This is a genomic window from Serratia sp. FGI94 (assembly GCF_000330865.1).
Taxonomy (GTDB): Bacteria; Pseudomonadota; Gammaproteobacteria; order Enterobacterales; family Enterobacteriaceae; genus Serratia_B; species Serratia_B rubidaea.
Genome location: NC_020064.1, coordinates 622,521 through 636,183 on the forward strand (window position 1 = coordinate 622,521; position 13,663 = coordinate 636,183).

Below are 13,663 nucleotides of genomic sequence, written 5' to 3' on the forward strand. Positions count from 1 at the left end.
GGCGGCCAGGGGAGAACGCGATGCTTATCAATACCTTCAAACAGGCGCTGCAGGAAAAACGCCCGCAGATCGGCCTGTGGCTCGGGCTGTGCAGCAGCTACAGCGCCGAGCTGCTGGCCGGCGCCGGCTTCGACTGGCTGCTGATCGACGGCGAACATGCGCCCAACAACGTGCAGACGGTGCTGGGCCAGCTGCAGGCGACGGCGCCGTACCCGAGCCATCCGGTGGTGCGCCCGCCGTGGAACGATCCGGTGGTGATCAAACAGCTGCTGGACGTGGGGGCGCAGACGCTGCTGATCCCGATGATCCAGAACGCCGAGCAGGCGCGCGAAGCGGTGCGCGCCACGCGCTATCCGCCGCACGGCATACGCGGGGTCGGCAGCGCGCTGGCGCGGGCCTCGCGCTGGAACCGGGTGCCGAACTACCTGCACGACGCCGACGCGCAGATGTGCGTGCTGGTGCAAATTGAAACCCGCGAGGCGGTCAGCAATCTGGATGAGATTCTGCAGGTCGAGGGGGTGGACGGGGTGTTTATCGGCCCGGCGGATCTGAGCGCCGATATGGGCTTTGCCGGCAACCCGCAGCACCCGGAGGTGCAGCAGACCATTGATGACGCCATCGCGCGCATCCGCGCCGCCGGCAAAGCGCCGGGCATCCTGATGGCGCGGGCGGATCTGGCGCGCCATTATCTGGCGTCCGGCGCGTTGTTTGTGGCGGTAGGGGTCGACACCACCCTGCTGGCGCGGGCGGCGGAGCAGCTGGCCGCCGAGTTTAAGCAGGGGACGGCGCAGGCCGCAGCCCCGGGCGTCTATTAACCGGAGCCATCATGAACCAGGTCGATTCGCAGCCGCATAAAGCGCAGAGCGCCGCCGAGCAGTCGGTGATTAATAAGCTGTTTCGGCGTCTGATCGTGTTTCTGTTTATTCTGTTCGTCTTTTCGTTTCTCGACCGTATCAACATCGGCTTCGCCGGGCTGACCATGGGGCAGGATCTGGGCCTCAGTTCCACCATGTTCGGCCTGGCGGCGACGCTGTTTTACGTCACCTACGTGATTTTCGGCATTCCCAGCAACATCATGCTGAGCATCGTCGGCGCGCGGCGCTGGATCGCCACCATTATGGTGCTGTGGGGCATCGCCTCCACCTGCACGCTGTTCGCCACCGGGCCGACCAGCCTGTACGTGCTGCGCATGATTGTCGGCATCACCGAGGCCGGCTTCCTGCCGGGGATCCTGGTGTATCTCACCTACTGGTTCCCGGCCTATTACCGCGCCCGCGCCAACGCGCTGTTTATGATCGCCATGCCGGTCACCATGGCGATCGGCTCGCTGGTGTCCGGCTACATTCTGGCGCTGGACGGCGTGCTGAACCTGAAGGGCTGGCAGTGGCTGTTTCTGCTGGAGGGCATTCCGTCGGTGCTGCTGGGCGTGGTGGTGTGGTTCTATCTGGACGATACCCCGGCCAAGGCCCGCTGGCTGAGCGCCGAGGAGAAAAGCAGCCTGCAGGCGATGATGGACGCCGATAAACGGCAGCAGACGGCCGCCGCGCCGCGGCCGGCAGCAGCGCGCAGCCTGTGGCGCGAGGTGTTCACGCCGATCGTGCTGATGTATACGCTGGCCTATGTCTGTCTGACCAACACCCTGAGCGCGATCAATATCTGGACGCCGCAGATCCTGCAGAGCTTTAACCAGAGCAGCAGCAATATCGTGATCGGCATTCTGGCGGCGATCCCGCAGATCTGCACCATCGCCGGCATGGTGTGGTGGAGCAAACGATCGGATCGGCTGCAGGAGCGTAAGCACCATACCGCCTTGCCGTATCTGTTCGCCGCCGCCGGCTGGCTGCTGGCCTCGGCCACGCATCACAGCCTGATCCAGCTGCTGGGGATCGTTATGGCGTCGGTCGGCTCGTTTACCGCGATGGCCATCTTCTGGACCACGCCGGATCGCGCCATCAGCCTGGAGGCGCGCGCGGTGGGGATCGCGCTGATCAACGCCACCGGCAATATCGGCTCGGCGGTCAGCCCGCTGCTGATCGGCTGGCTGAAGGATCTGACCGGCAGTTTCAACTCCGGGCTCTATTTCGTCGCCGGGCTGCTGATCGTCGGCGCGCTGCTGGTATGGCGCATTCCGATGAAGGCGGCGCAGCCGCGCGGCGTCAAGATGACCGGGGATGAGCTGGCCCCCTGACCACACAGGAGAAAGACGTGCAGAAAAGTACCGGTTTTATCGCCAACATCGATATCTGCAAAGAATACGATGCGCGTTACGCCGCGGACGATGTGCATTATGAAACCTTTGCCGGGCTGGCGGCGTTTTTCGGCCGCGATATGCAGGTGCACTGGCATGACTGCTTTTTCCAGCTGCACTTTCTGGAAACCGGCAAGATAGAGCTGCAGCTGGATGACCAGCACTATTCGGTGCAGGCGCCGCTGTTTATCCTGACGCCGCCGTCGGTGCCCCACGCCTTTTTCACCGAGCCGGACAGCGACGGCCACGTGTTGACGGTGCGCCAGGAGCTGATCTGGCCGCTGCTGGAGCGGCTGTACCCCGGCAGTAACCTGGCGCTGGATATGCCCGGCATCTGCATGTCGCTGGCGAGCGCGCCGCAGGAGCTGGCGGCGCTCAGCCACTACTGGGCGTTGATCCGGCGCGAGTTTTCCGCCGGGCTGGCGGGGCGTGAACAGACGCTGGCGCTGCTGGCGCAGGCGGTGTTCACCCTGCTGCTGCGCAATACCGCGCTGGAGGATTCGGCGGCCACCGGCGTACGCGGCGAGCTGAAGCTGTTCCAGCGCTTCAACAAGATGGTGGATGAACGCTTCCGCGAGCACCTGCCGGTGCCGGAGTACGCCCAGGCGCTGGGGGTGACCGAATCGCGCCTCAATGACCTGTGCCGGCGCTTCGCCAACCGCTCGCCGAAACGGCTGATCTTCGATCGCCTGCTGCGCGAGGCCAAGCGTCTGCTGCTGTTCAGCGCCTGCACGGTGCATGAGACCGCCTACAGCCTGGGCTTCAAGGACCCGGCCTACTTCGCCCGCTTTTTCAACCGGCTGGAAGGTTGCTCGCCGACCCGCTACCGCGCCACGCAACACGCCCTGTCATAACGGCGGAATATCGCCTGGATCACAGTTTGCCGCGAAAGCGGCACTCCCCTCGGAAAAGTACCGACGATTGCCGCAAAAGTCTCTTCTCGAAACTGGCGTTGGGGTCTTCAATTAAGCAACCAAAAGAAAACATTATTTTAACAATCTGCCGCATCGCGGCCGTGAAAATACCGATTACGAGGGACACCCGATGAAACCAGAAGACTTCCGCGCTGACAACAAACGCCCGTTCACCGGCGCCGAATACCTGAAAAGCCTGCAGGACGGCCGTGAAATCTATATTTACGGCGAGCGGGTCAAGGATATCACCACCCATCCGGCGTTCCGCAACGCCGCCGCCTCCGTCGGCCAGCTGTACGACGCGCTGCACGATCCGGCCAGCCATGATCGCCTGTGCTGGGGCACCGACACCGGCAACGGCGGCTATACCCATAAGTTTTTCCGCTATGCCCGCAGCCCGGAAGAGATGCGCCAACAGCGCGACGCCATCGCCGACTGGTCGCGCCAGAGCTACGGCTGGATGGGACGCACCCCGGACTATAAGGCGGCGTTCGGCTGTGCGCTGGGGGCGTTTCCCGAGTTTTACGGCCAGTTTGCCGACAATGCCCGCAACTGGTATCAGCGCATTCAGGAAACCGGCCTGTACTTCAACCACGCCATCGTCAACCCGCCGATCGACCGCCATAAGCCGGTCAACGAGGTGAAGGATGTCTTTATCAAGGTGGAGAAGGAGACCGACGCCGGCATTATCGTCAGCGGCGCCAAGGTGGTCGCCACCAACTCGGCGCTGACCCACTATAACTTTATCGGCTTCGGCTCGGCGCAGGTGATGGGCGATAACCCGGACTTTGCGCTGATGTTCGTCGCGCCGATGGACGCCGAAGGGGTGAAGCTGATTTCCCGCGCCTCGTATGAGCTGGCCGCCGGCGCCACCGGATCGCCGTTTGATTACCCGCTCTCCAGCCGCTTTGACGAAAACGATGCTATTCTGGTGATGGACCATGTGCTGATCCCGTGGGAGAACGTGCTGATTTATCGCGATTTCGACCGTTGTCGCCGCTGGAGCACCCAGGGTGGGTTTGCCCGCCTGTTCCCGCTGCAGGCCTGCGTGCGTCTGGCGGTGAAGATGGACTTTATCACCGCGCTGCTGCAAAAAAGCCTGGGCTGCACCGGCGTGCTGGAGTTCCGCGGCGTGCAGGCGGATCTGGGGGAAGTGGTGGCCTGGCGCAACCTGTTCTGGTCGCTGAGCGATGCGATGTGCGCTGAAGCCACCCAGTGGGAGAACGGCGCTTATCTGCCGGATTCCGCCGCGCTGCAGACTTACCGCGTGATGGCGCCGATGGCTTACACCAAGGTGAAGCATATTATCGAGAAGAACGTCACCAGCGGCCTGATCTATCTGCCGTCCAGCGTACGTGATATGAATAACCCGGCGATCGACAAATATCTGGCGCAGTACGTGCGCGGATCCAACGGTATGGATCACGTTGAGCGCATCAAGATCCTCAAGCTGATGTGGGATGCGATCGGCAGCGAGTTCGGCGGCCGCCACGAGCTGTATGAGATCAACTATGCCGGCAGCCAGGATGAGATCCGCCTGCAGTGCCTGCGCCACGCGCAGGGTTCCGGCACCATGGATCAGATGATGCAGATGGTCGACAAGTGCCTGTCCGACTACGACCAGAACGGTTGGACGGTGCCGCACCTGCATAACAATGATGATATTAATCAGCTGAATAATTTGCTGAAGTGATTTTTTGGAGGAGGTTGCTATGTCTCAGGAAAATGAACACCGCCTGCGTTTTCGCGATGCGATGGCCAGCCTGTCCGCGGCGGTGAATATCGTCACCACCAGCGGCCCGGCGGGGCGCTGCGGCATTACCGCCACCGCGGTCTGTTCGGTGACCGATACGCCGCCGTCGCTGATGGTGTGCATTAACCGCAACAGCGCGATGAACCCGGTGTTTCAGGAAAACGGCCGGCTGTGCGTCAACGTGCTGAACCATGAGCAAGAGATGATGGCGCGCCACTTCGCCGGCATGACCGACGTCAGCATGGAAGAGCGCTTCCTGCTGGACGAGTGGCAGACCGGCGCGCTCGGCCAGCCGATGCTGCGCCACTCGCTGGCGAGCCTGGAGGGCGAGGTCACCCAGGTGCAGAGCATCGGCACCCACCAGATGTACCTGGTGGAGATCAAGCAGATTACGCTCAGCGACGGCGGCCACGGCCTGATCTACTTTAAACGCAACTTCCACCCGGTGATGCACCAGATGGCGGCGCTGGCGTAAGCCTTCTCGGATGATGCCCGCCGAGGGCGGCGCGTTGGCGCCGCTCTCCGATCTTTCCCCGCATTAATCGCGCAAACTTCCCTGGCCGGTGGTTTATCGATCTGTCAAAATGATAGCTATCAAATTGACAGGTGATAAAATGGATTTTATACCCCCTGACAACATCAGCGAGTTTCCTCTGCGCCCGGCGGCGGCCAGAGCGTTGCTGCAGCAACTGGCGACGTCACACACCGAGCGTATTTTTCTCAGCGCCCATGTCCGGCAGCGGATGGCGGAGCGGCGGATATCGCTGCGGCAAATTTTGTCGGTGCTTGGCAGCCGCCACAGCCGCTTTACCGAACAGCCCCATCTTACGCCGGCAGGTGACTGGAAGCTGAATATGCTCGGCGTGGCCGCCGGCGAGCGGATTGAGGTGGTCGTGGTGTTGAAACGGGTGGCAAACGATCCCGCCGCCCTGGTGGTGACGGTGATGATCCATTAGCGAGGAAATAACGGTGTATCACTATATCGAAAGCGGTTTGAACACGATTTGGCTGGCGAATGGCTTTCATCAGACGGAGATCGAAGGTGAAAGCTACGTCAGCATTGAGGACATTGCTGGGCTGCACGGTTCCATCGCCCGGGCGCTGGTGGCGTGCGAGCGTCCGTTGCAGGCGGATGAAATCCGCTTTTTGCGGGTGGAAATGAATATGTCGCAGAAGGCGCTGGCGGAGCTGCTGGGGGTCGATGTGCAAACGGTTGCCCGTTGGGAAAAGGCGCAAAGCAGTTTACCGCGCATGACGGACGTGATGCTGCGCATGCTGTATCTGGAATCCGTTAACGAAAGCAGCCGGGTCGGCGCCTGTCTGCGGATGCTGGCGCAGGCGGGCGTCGCCAGCTCGATGGAGAAGCTGGTGTTTGAAGAGCGTAATCACGCCTGGCGACGGAGCAGCTAACCGCGATGCCTGCCGAGGGCGTTGCCCTCGGTTTATGCTCAGGCAGGGCTGAATCCGTTTTCAACCTCGAAAACGGCTACGCTGCCGATATTATCAGCCCTTGTTGGCCACCAGATCGGCCACCAGCCGATTGACCGGATCGCTCATATTGGTGAAGCGGGTCAGGTCCGAACGGGTCACCACCACAAACACGCCGATATTGTTCTGCGGCGACATCGCCATATAGGTGATAAAGCCGCCGCCGCCGCCGGTTTTCTGAATAATGGCCGGCAGTCCGTCTTTCGGCGCCATATATATCCAGCCGAGGCCTAACGCATCCGCATCGCCGGGGACGTCCATCCCTTTCAGCGACACCAGTTCGCGGCGCTGGAAGTACATGGTCTGCTCGCGGGCGGCGGTGGCTTTACGCGGGCTGGCCTGCGAGTCGAGGAACTGCTGCATCCAGCGCTGAATATCGCGCGGCGTGGAGTAAATGCCGCCGCTGCCGGCCGCCGCCACGGTATTGCCGCAGGCGCTGGGGCCGACGGAGGCCACCATCAGGCGCGAACACTGCTCGGCGCTCGGCGTCAGCGTGGTGTCGACCATGCCGAGCGGCCCGGTGATCTTCTCACGCAGCAGTTTGGTGTAGGGTTTGCCCGCCGCCCGCGACAGCGCATCGGCCAGCAGATCGTAAGCCAGGTTGGAGTAGGAGGCATGCACCCCCGGCGGCACGGTGACCTGCGCATGGGCCAGCCACTGCCAGCGCTGCGCCTTGGTCGGCCAGGTGAACACCGGCGTCTTCGGCGGCTTTTTACCCGGCTGCTCGCGCGGCAGGCCGCTGGTGTGGGTCGCCAGGTTCAGCAGCGTAATTGGCTGGCGTGAATTATAGCCGGGCACGTAGGCGCCGGGCGGGGCGTACTTGCGCAGCGGGTCGGTCAGCTTGAGTTTGCCTTCCGCCGCCAGTTTCACCATCACTTCGCTGGTCATCAGCTTGGTGATGGAGGCGATGCGGATCAGCGAGTCCGGCCGCGGACGCTGATTGTTGCCCGGCCGGGTGTCGCCGAAGCTGCGGTTCACCACCTGGTTGCCGTCGATCGCCACCAGCGCCATGCCGGTGGCGCCGCTGTTGTAAAAAATATGCTCGGCGTATTGGTCAACGATCTGCGACGTCAGCTGCGGCGTCTCGGCCTGCGCCAGCAGCGGCAGGCTGCCGAGGCTCAGGGTTACTAAAACGGCAGAGAAAAGAGTCTTCAACGGTCCATATCCATTTCAAAATAGAGCATCAAGAGCGAAATCAGCGCCTGGCGGCCTGATGGGACAGGCTTTAGTGTAATGCGCCCGCGCGTTCGCCGCATGGGGAAAATGTGCACAGATGCGTAAAGTTTGCGCTGTGTCCGCTGCGGCCTAGCGCGCCCGGGCAAAAATGGCGATCACCTGGTCCAGGTGGGCCTTCATCGCCTTGCGTGCGCCGCGCACGTCACGCGCTTCGAGGGCGGCGAGAATCGCCCGGTGTTCCTGTTCGGAGCGGTGCGGCATATCTTCCGGCGTGTAGTGGTGCTGCAACACCCGGAACATGCTGCCGTAACGGTGGCCGAGCAGGTGGGCGATGATAAAGGCGTAGGCCGGGTTGCCGCTGGCCTGGGCGATGCGGATATGGAACAGCCGGTCGCCGGGATGGGTGGCGGAACCGGCGCGGTTGTCGCGGCAGTTCTGCTCGTAGGCGGCGCGGATGCCCGCCAGCTCGTCGTCGCTGGCGTGCCGGGCCGCCAGCGCGGCGGTTTCAGGCTCAATCAGCAGGCGGGTCTGCAGCAGCGAGAAGGGCGGCAGTTCGGCGTTGAAATCCAGCGCGATATTCAGTTCGTCGTCGATATCGGCCCACTGATCGCGGCCGGCCTGCTGCATCACCGGCTCCTGCGACGCCAGCGCCGCCGGTGCTTTGACGATCACGCCGTTGCCCACCTTCACATCCACCAGGCCGATCACCTCCAGCGCAATCAGCGCCTCGCGCACCGAGGCGCGGCTGACCTGCAGCTGCTGCGCCAAATCACGTTCGGAAGGCAGGCGGCTGCCGGGGGGAAATTCATTGTTTTCGATCAGACGCTTCAACTGGTCGGCTATCTGTCTGTAAATTCTTGGATTTTCCAGTCGGGTAATCGGCATGTTCCACCTTCGGCACGTTGACGTTAAGTGATTCAGCGCACAAATATTGCTCAATCCGCTTGAGTGTTGGTTAATCAGGTGTAAAAAATTAGTTAATTGAAATGTTGTTTTAAAAAGTCGTTACTCATTTTCTCATCAAACGATAACGCGTAAAGCGTCTTTTGTCATGGTAAAGGACTGACCTTTAACCACCCTTAGTGGCCTGACCATTAGACCTTTAAGCCAAGGAGTTGCTATGGATCTCACCGGGAAACGCGCGCTGATTACCGCCGCCGGGCAGGGCATCGGCCTCAGCACCGCCAAACTGTTCGCTGCGGCGGGGGCGGAGGTGATCGCCAGCGATATCAATACCGACGCGCTGCAGGGGCTGGCGGGCATTACCCCGCTGCGGCTGGACGTGACCGACAGCGCGGCGATTGCCGCGGCGGCGGAAACGCTGGGCACGGTCGATGTGCTGTTTAACTGCGCCGGGGTGGTGCACAGCGGCACGATTCTGCAGTGCAGCGAGCAGCAGTGGCAGTTGGCCCTCGATCTGAACGTCAGCGCCATGTTCCACACCATCCGTGCGTTTCTGCCGGCGATGCTGGCGCAGCGCCGCGGCACGATTATCAACATGTCGTCGGTGGCCTCCAGCGTGAAAGGGGTGCCGAACCGCTTTGCCTACAGCGCCAGCAAGGCGGCGGTGATCGGCCTGACGCGATCGGTGGCGGCGGATTACGTCGCCGACGGTATCCGCTGCAACGCTATCTGCCCCGGTACGGTGGCGTCGCCGTCGCTGCATCAGCGCATCGCCGAGCAGGCGCGCGAGCAGGGGCGCAGCGAAGAGGAGGTGTATCAGGCGTTTGTGGCGCGCCAGCCGATCGGGCGCATCGGCAGCAGCGAGGAAATCGCCCAGTTGGCGTTGTATCTGGCCTCTGACGCCAGCGCCTATACCACCGGCACCGTGCAGATTATTGACGGCGGCTGGAGCAACTGATCCGTTGCGCGCCGCTGCGGCGTGCGATCTCTCTCTGACATTGGGGACTGTATGAAACTGTTACGTTATGGCGCCGTAGGGCAGGAACGTCCGGGCGTGCTGGATGAGCACGGAGATATTCGCGATCTTTCTCAGCATATTGCCGACGTCGGCGGCGCGGCGCTGCTGCCCGACGGCCTCGCCCGGCTGCGGCAGCTGGATATCGCGGCGCTGCCGCGGGTGGAAGGGCGGCCGCGTCTTGGCGCCTGCGTCGGCGGCATCGGCAAATTTATCTGCATCGGCCTGAACTACGCCGACCACGCGGCGGAAACCGGCGCGCAGATCCCGGCAGAGCCGGTGGTGTTCAGCAAGTGGACCAGCGCGGTGGTCGGGCCGAACGACGACGTGGAGATCCCGCGCGGTTCGCAGAAAACCGACTGGGAAGTGGAGCTGGGGGTGGTGATCGGCCAGGGCGGGCGCTATATCGCCGAGCAGGACGCGCTGAACCACGTCGCCGGCTACTGCGTGATTAACGACGTCTCCGAGCGCGAGTTCCAGATTGAGCGCGGCGGCACCTGGGACAAAGGCAAGGGCTGCGACACCTTCGGCCCGACCGGTCCGTGGCTGGTGACCGCCGACGAGGTGCCGGATCCGCAGAATTTACGCCTGTGGCTGGAGGTGGACGGCCGGCGCTATCAGGACGGCAGCACCCGCACCATGATCTTTTCCGTCGCGCATATCATCAGCTACCTGAGCCGTTTTATGAGCCTGCAGCCGGGGGACGTGATCTCCACCGGCACGCCGCCGGGCGTCGGGATGGGGCAGCGGCCGCAGCCGGTTTACCTGCGCGCCGGCCAGACGATGCGGCTGGGGATCGACGGGCTGGGCGAGCAGCAACAAACCACGGTACAGGCCTGACGGGAGGATGCCATGACGACGATTACCGCGCTGCGGGTTGAGGATATCCGCTTTCCGACCTCACAGCGGCTGGACGGCTCCGATGCGATGAATCCCGACCCGGATTATTCGGCGGCTTATGTGATCCTGGATACCGATCGGCCGGATCTGAGCGGCCACGGGCTGACCTTTACCATCGGCCGCGGCAATGAGATCTGCTGCGCGGCGATCCGCGCGCTGGAACCGCAGATCGTCGGCCGGCAACTGGCGGAGATTGCCGCCGATATGGGGGCGTTCTGGCGCCAGTTTACCGGCGACAGCCAGCTGCGCTGGATCGGGCCGGACAAAGGGGCGATCCACCTGGCGACCGGCGCGGTGGTTAACGCCGTCTGGGATCTGTGGGCCAAGGCGGAGGGCAAACCGCTGTGGCAGCTGGTGGCGGATATGACGCCGGAAGAGCTGGTGCGCTGCATCGATTTTCGTTACATCACCGACTGCATCACGCCGCAGGAAGCGCTGACGCTGCTGCGCGAGCGGGCGGAGGGCAAGGCGCAGCGGCGGGAGCAGCTGCTGCAGCACGGCTACCCCTGCTACACCACCTCGGCCGGCTGGCTGGGCTACCCGGACGACAAGCTGCGGCGGCTGTGCCAGCAGGCGGTGGACGCCGGCTTCTCCCACATCAAGCTGAAGGTCGGGCGCGATCTGCAGGATGACATTCGCCGGGTGCGCATTGCGCGCGAAACGATCGGGCCGGATCGTCAGCTGATGATCGACGCCAATCAGGTGTGGGAGGTGGAGGAGGCGATCGCCTGGGTCAACCAGCTGGCGTTCGCCAAGCCCTGGTTTATCGAGGAGCCGACCAGCCCGGACGACGTGGAGGGGCACCGGCGCATCCGCGACGGCGTGCGGCCGGTGAAGGTGGCCGGCGGCGAAATGTGCCAGAACCGCATTGTGTTCAAACAGTTCATTATGCGCGGCGCGCTGGACGTGGTGCAGATTGACGCCTGCCGTCTGGGCGGGGTGAACGAGGTGCTGGCGGTGATGCTGATGGCGGCGAAATACCGGCTGCCGGTCTGCCCGCACGCCGGCGGCGTCGGGCTGTGCGAATACGTGCAGCACCTGTCGATGATCGACTACCTGTGCATCGCCGGCACCCACGAGGGGCGGGTGATCGAGTATGTCGATCATCTGCATCAGCACTTCGTTACGCCGTGCGAGATTCGCGGCGCAGCCTATATGCCGCCGCGCGCGCCGGGCTATTCGATCGAGATGAAAGCGGCCTCGATCGAACAGTACCGCTTCCGTGCGTAGGGGCGGGCGGCATGTTACGCATCGACGCTCATCAGCATTACTGGCGCTACCGACCCGCCGACTACCCGTGGATTGACGACGGCATGACGGTGCTGCAGCGCGACTACGGCCCGGCGCAGCTGCGGCCGTGGCTACGCCGGCACCGGCTGGACGGCGCGCTGGTGGTGCAGGCGCGGCAGAGCGAACGCGAGACCGACTGGCTGCTGGCGCTGGCGCCGCAGCTTGGCGGCGTATGCGGCGTGGTCGGCTGGCTGGATATCGCCTCGCCGCATCTGGCGCAGCGGCTGGAGCCGCGCCATCCGCTGCTGCGCGGCGTGCGCCATCTGGTGCAGGACGAGGCGGATCCGGGTGGCTGGTTGGCACGGCCCGCGGTGAACCGGGGTATGCGCCTGCTGCAGCGGCAGGGCTATGTCTACGACCTGCTGGTGACGCACCGCCATCTGGCTGACGCGGCGCGCTTTGCCGCCCGCCATGATGACCATTGGCTGGTGCTGGACCATCTGGGTAAGCCGGATATTGCCGCCGGCGCGCGGCACTGGGCGCAGCAGATCGCGCCGCTGGCGGCGATGCCGCACGTGGCGTGCAAGCTGTCCGGCCTGATTACCGAAGCGCCGGGCGGCCGCTGGCAGGCGGCGCAGCTGCTGCCGTTTTTCGAGGCCGCTCTGGCGGCGTTCGGCCCGCAGCGGCTGATGTTCGGTTCCGACTGGCCGGTGTGCCTGCTGGCGGGCGACTACCCGCAGGTTTACCGGCTGTGCGAGCAGGCGCTGGCCGCCCTGAGTCCGTCGCAGCAGGCGGCGATCTGGGGCGGCACCGCCTGCCGGGTTTACGGTTTAACGGAGTCTGACGATGGATCTGTATCTTGACGATAAGGTGGTGATTGTTACCGGCGGCGGTTCCGGCATCGGCGCGGCGATTTCGCTGACGCTGGCGCAGGAGGGCGCGGTGCCGGCGATTGTCACCAATGCGATGCCGGATGAGGCGTTTCTCGCCCGGCTGACGGCGTTGCAGCCGCGCAGCTGCGTGGTGATGGCCGATCTGTGCCGTGAAAGCGACTGTCAGCAGGCGGTGGCGCAGGTGCTTGAACGCTACGGCCGGCTGGACGGGCTGGTGAACAACGCCGGCGTGAACGACGGCGTGGGGCTGGAGGCCGGGCGCGCGGCGTTTCTCGGCTCGCTGGAGAAAAACTTGCTGCACTACTACCAGATGGCGCACTTGTGTCAGACGGCGCTGCAGGACAGCCAGGGGGCGATCGTCAACATCGCCTCAAAGACCGCGCTCAGCGGGCAGGGCGGCACCAGCGGCTATACCGCCGCCAAAGGTGCGGTGCTGGCGCTGACGCGCGAGTGGGCGGTCTCGCTGCGAAACAGCAACGTGCGCGTCAACGCGGTGGTGCCGGCGGAGGTGATGACGCCGCAGTACCAGCGCTGGATCGACACCTTCGCCAGCCCGCAGCAGCAGCTGGCGACTATCACCGCCCGCATTCCGCTGGGGCAGCGGATGACCACGCCGCAGGAGATTGCCGATACCGTGCTGTTCCTGCTCTCCGGCCGTTCGTCCCATACCACCGGCCAGTGGCTGTCGGTGGACGGCGGCTATCTGCACCTTGACCGGGCGCTGACGTGAACGGCGCGGGGCAGCGGCGGCGCTTCTGTCAGGCGCTCGATCTGGTCGACTCACCGGCGCTGATTGCCGAGTATCAGCGTCATCACCAACGCATCTGGCCGCAGATTGCCGGGCATCTGCGTCAGCACGGCATTCTGGAGATGGAGATTTATCGCCTCGGCACCCGGCTGTTTATGATCGTTGAGGTCGGCGCCGGGTTTGACGCCGAACGTTTTGCCCGCGACAGCCGGCTAAACCCCGATGTTCAGCGCTGGGAAGCGCTGATGTGGAAATATCAGGTCGCGACGCCCTGGACGCCGGCGGGCGAAAAATGGGCGCTGATGGAGCAGATATTCTCATTAACCGAACAATGAATAGGCCGCGCCGCCGCGTACCGCATGCGGCGGGCACATTAACACCACGGGGATAATATT

15 protein-coding genes are annotated in these 13,663 nt (G+C 63.7%); 13 read left to right on the top strand and 2 right to left on the bottom strand.

Features of this window, described 5'->3' with window-relative positions; translation table 11 throughout:
* The first annotated feature begins 20 nt into the window (after positions 1–20).
* The 7 genes from hpaI to D781_RS02795 all read left to right on the top strand — a co-directional run bounded on the left by hpaI (position 21) and on the right by D781_RS02795 (position 6,325).
* Entirely contained in the window at positions 21–815 is a 795-nt protein-coding gene (gene hpaI / locus D781_RS02765; RefSeq protein WP_015670786.1) for a 4-hydroxy-2-oxoheptanedioate aldolase, read from the top strand.
* An 11-nt stretch (positions 816–826) separates the two neighbouring features.
* Positions 827–2,188, top strand: a complete 1,362-nt coding sequence (gene hpaX, locus D781_RS02770; RefSeq protein WP_015670787.1) for a 4-hydroxyphenylacetate permease — start codon at positions 827–829, stop codon at positions 2,186–2,188.
* Positions 2,189–2,205: 17 nt separating this feature from the next.
* The gene (hpaA, locus tag D781_RS02775) at positions 2,206–3,102 is read left to right on the top strand and encodes a 4-hydroxyphenylacetate catabolism regulatory protein HpaA (RefSeq protein ID WP_015670788.1); all 897 of its coding nucleotides are present in this window, start codon (positions 2,206–2,208) and stop codon (positions 3,100–3,102) included.
* Between the two features lie 190 nt (positions 3,103–3,292).
* Positions 3,293–4,855, top strand: coding sequence for a 4-hydroxyphenylacetate 3-monooxygenase, oxygenase component (gene hpaB, locus D781_RS02780; protein WP_015670789.1), 1,563 nt, complete (start codon positions 3,293–3,295; stop codon positions 4,853–4,855).
* Positions 4,856–4,874: 19 nt separating this feature from the next.
* On the top strand, positions 4,875–5,390 hold the full coding sequence (gene hpaC / locus D781_RS02785) for a 4-hydroxyphenylacetate 3-monooxygenase, reductase component (protein WP_015670790.1): 516 nt from the start codon (positions 4,875–4,877) through the stop codon (positions 5,388–5,390).
* Positions 5,391–5,529: 139 nt separating this feature from the next.
* Positions 5,530–5,871: a DUF4258 domain-containing protein gene (locus tag D781_RS02790; RefSeq protein WP_015670791.1), complete on the top strand. Its 342-nt coding sequence runs from the start codon at positions 5,530–5,532 to the stop codon at positions 5,869–5,871.
* A gap of 13 nt (positions 5,872–5,884) precedes the next feature.
* Positions 5,885–6,325: a helix-turn-helix domain-containing protein gene (locus D781_RS02795; RefSeq protein WP_015670792.1), complete on the top strand. Its 441-nt coding sequence runs from the start codon at positions 5,885–5,887 to the stop codon at positions 6,323–6,325.
* 93 nt (positions 6,326–6,418) lie between these two features.
* Here the strand turns inward: D781_RS02795 and ampH are convergent, their stop codons facing one another.
* Complete coding sequence (gene ampH / locus D781_RS02800) at positions 6,419–7,558, bottom strand: D-alanyl-D-alanine-carboxypeptidase/endopeptidase AmpH (RefSeq protein WP_015670793.1); 1,140 nt, start codon at positions 7,556–7,558, stop codon at positions 6,419–6,421.
* Positions 7,559–7,708: 150 nt separating this feature from the next.
* On the bottom strand, positions 7,709–8,464 hold the full coding sequence (locus D781_RS02805) for a FadR/GntR family transcriptional regulator (protein ID WP_015670794.1): 756 nt from the start codon (positions 8,462–8,464) through the stop codon (positions 7,709–7,711).
* A 235-nt stretch (positions 8,465–8,699) separates the two neighbouring features.
* Here D781_RS02805 and D781_RS02810 point away from each other — a divergent pair, with 235 nt between their 5' ends.
* The 6 genes from D781_RS02810 to D781_RS02835 are packed head-to-tail and all read left to right on the top strand — an operon-like array spanning position 8,700 to position 13,603.
* Positions 8,700–9,440: an SDR family oxidoreductase gene (locus D781_RS02810; RefSeq protein WP_015670795.1), complete on the top strand. Its 741-nt coding sequence runs from the start codon at positions 8,700–8,702 to the stop codon at positions 9,438–9,440.
* A 51-nt stretch (positions 9,441–9,491) separates the two neighbouring features.
* The gene (locus D781_RS02815) at positions 9,492–10,337 is read left to right on the top strand and encodes a fumarylacetoacetate hydrolase family protein (protein ID WP_015670796.1); all 846 of its coding nucleotides are present in this window, start codon (positions 9,492–9,494) and stop codon (positions 10,335–10,337) included.
* A gap of 12 nt (positions 10,338–10,349) precedes the next feature.
* A complete protein-coding gene (locus D781_RS02820; protein ID WP_015670797.1) occupies positions 10,350–11,627 on the top strand; it encodes an L-fuconate dehydratase in 1,278 nt (425 codons plus the stop codon).
* A gap of 11 nt (positions 11,628–11,638) precedes the next feature.
* Complete coding sequence (locus D781_RS02825) at positions 11,639–12,490, top strand: amidohydrolase family protein (RefSeq protein ID WP_015670798.1); 852 nt, start codon at positions 11,639–11,641, stop codon at positions 12,488–12,490.
* A complete protein-coding gene (locus D781_RS02830; RefSeq protein WP_015670799.1) occupies positions 12,474–13,250 on the top strand; it encodes an SDR family oxidoreductase in 777 nt (258 codons plus the stop codon). The genes D781_RS02825 and D781_RS02830 overlap by 17 nt, the downstream gene beginning before the upstream one ends.
* A complete protein-coding gene (locus tag D781_RS02835) occupies positions 13,247–13,603 on the top strand; it encodes an L-rhamnose mutarotase (protein ID WP_015670800.1) in 357 nt (118 codons plus the stop codon). The genes D781_RS02830 and D781_RS02835 overlap by 4 nt, the downstream gene beginning before the upstream one ends.
* Positions 13,604–13,663 lie beyond the last annotated feature (60 nt).

Bases quoted from the DNA above. Each gene is read 5' to 3' on its own strand.
- D781_RS02830 (WP_015670799.1), top strand. From the start codon at position 12,474: ATGGATCTGTATCTTGACGATAAGGTGGTGATTGTTACCGGCGGCGGT.
- D781_RS02805 (WP_015670794.1), bottom strand. From the start codon at position 8,464: ATGCCGATTACCCGACTGGAAAATCCAAGAATTTACAGACAGATAGCC.
- D781_RS02815 (WP_015670796.1), top strand. From the start codon at position 9,492: ATGAAACTGTTACGTTATGGCGCCGTAGGGCAGGAACGTCCGGGCGTG.
- hpaB (WP_015670789.1), top strand. From the start codon at position 3,293: ATGAAACCAGAAGACTTCCGCGCTGACAACAAACGCCCGTTCACCGGC.
- D781_RS02790 (WP_015670791.1), top strand. From the start codon at position 5,530: ATGGATTTTATACCCCCTGACAACATCAGCGAGTTTCCTCTGCGCCCG.
- D781_RS02825 (WP_015670798.1), top strand. From the start codon at position 11,639: ATGTTACGCATCGACGCTCATCAGCATTACTGGCGCTACCGACCCGCC.
- D781_RS02810 (WP_015670795.1), top strand. From the start codon at position 8,700: ATGGATCTCACCGGGAAACGCGCGCTGATTACCGCCGCCGGGCAGGGC.
- hpaC (WP_015670790.1), top strand. From the start codon at position 4,875: ATGTCTCAGGAAAATGAACACCGCCTGCGTTTTCGCGATGCGATGGCC.
- hpaX (WP_015670787.1), top strand. From the start codon at position 827: ATGAACCAGGTCGATTCGCAGCCGCATAAAGCGCAGAGCGCCGCCGAG.
- D781_RS02820 (WP_015670797.1), top strand. From the start codon at position 10,350: ATGACGACGATTACCGCGCTGCGGGTTGAGGATATCCGCTTTCCGACC.
- hpaI (WP_015670786.1), top strand. From the start codon at position 21: ATGCTTATCAATACCTTCAAACAGGCGCTGCAGGAAAAACGCCCGCAG.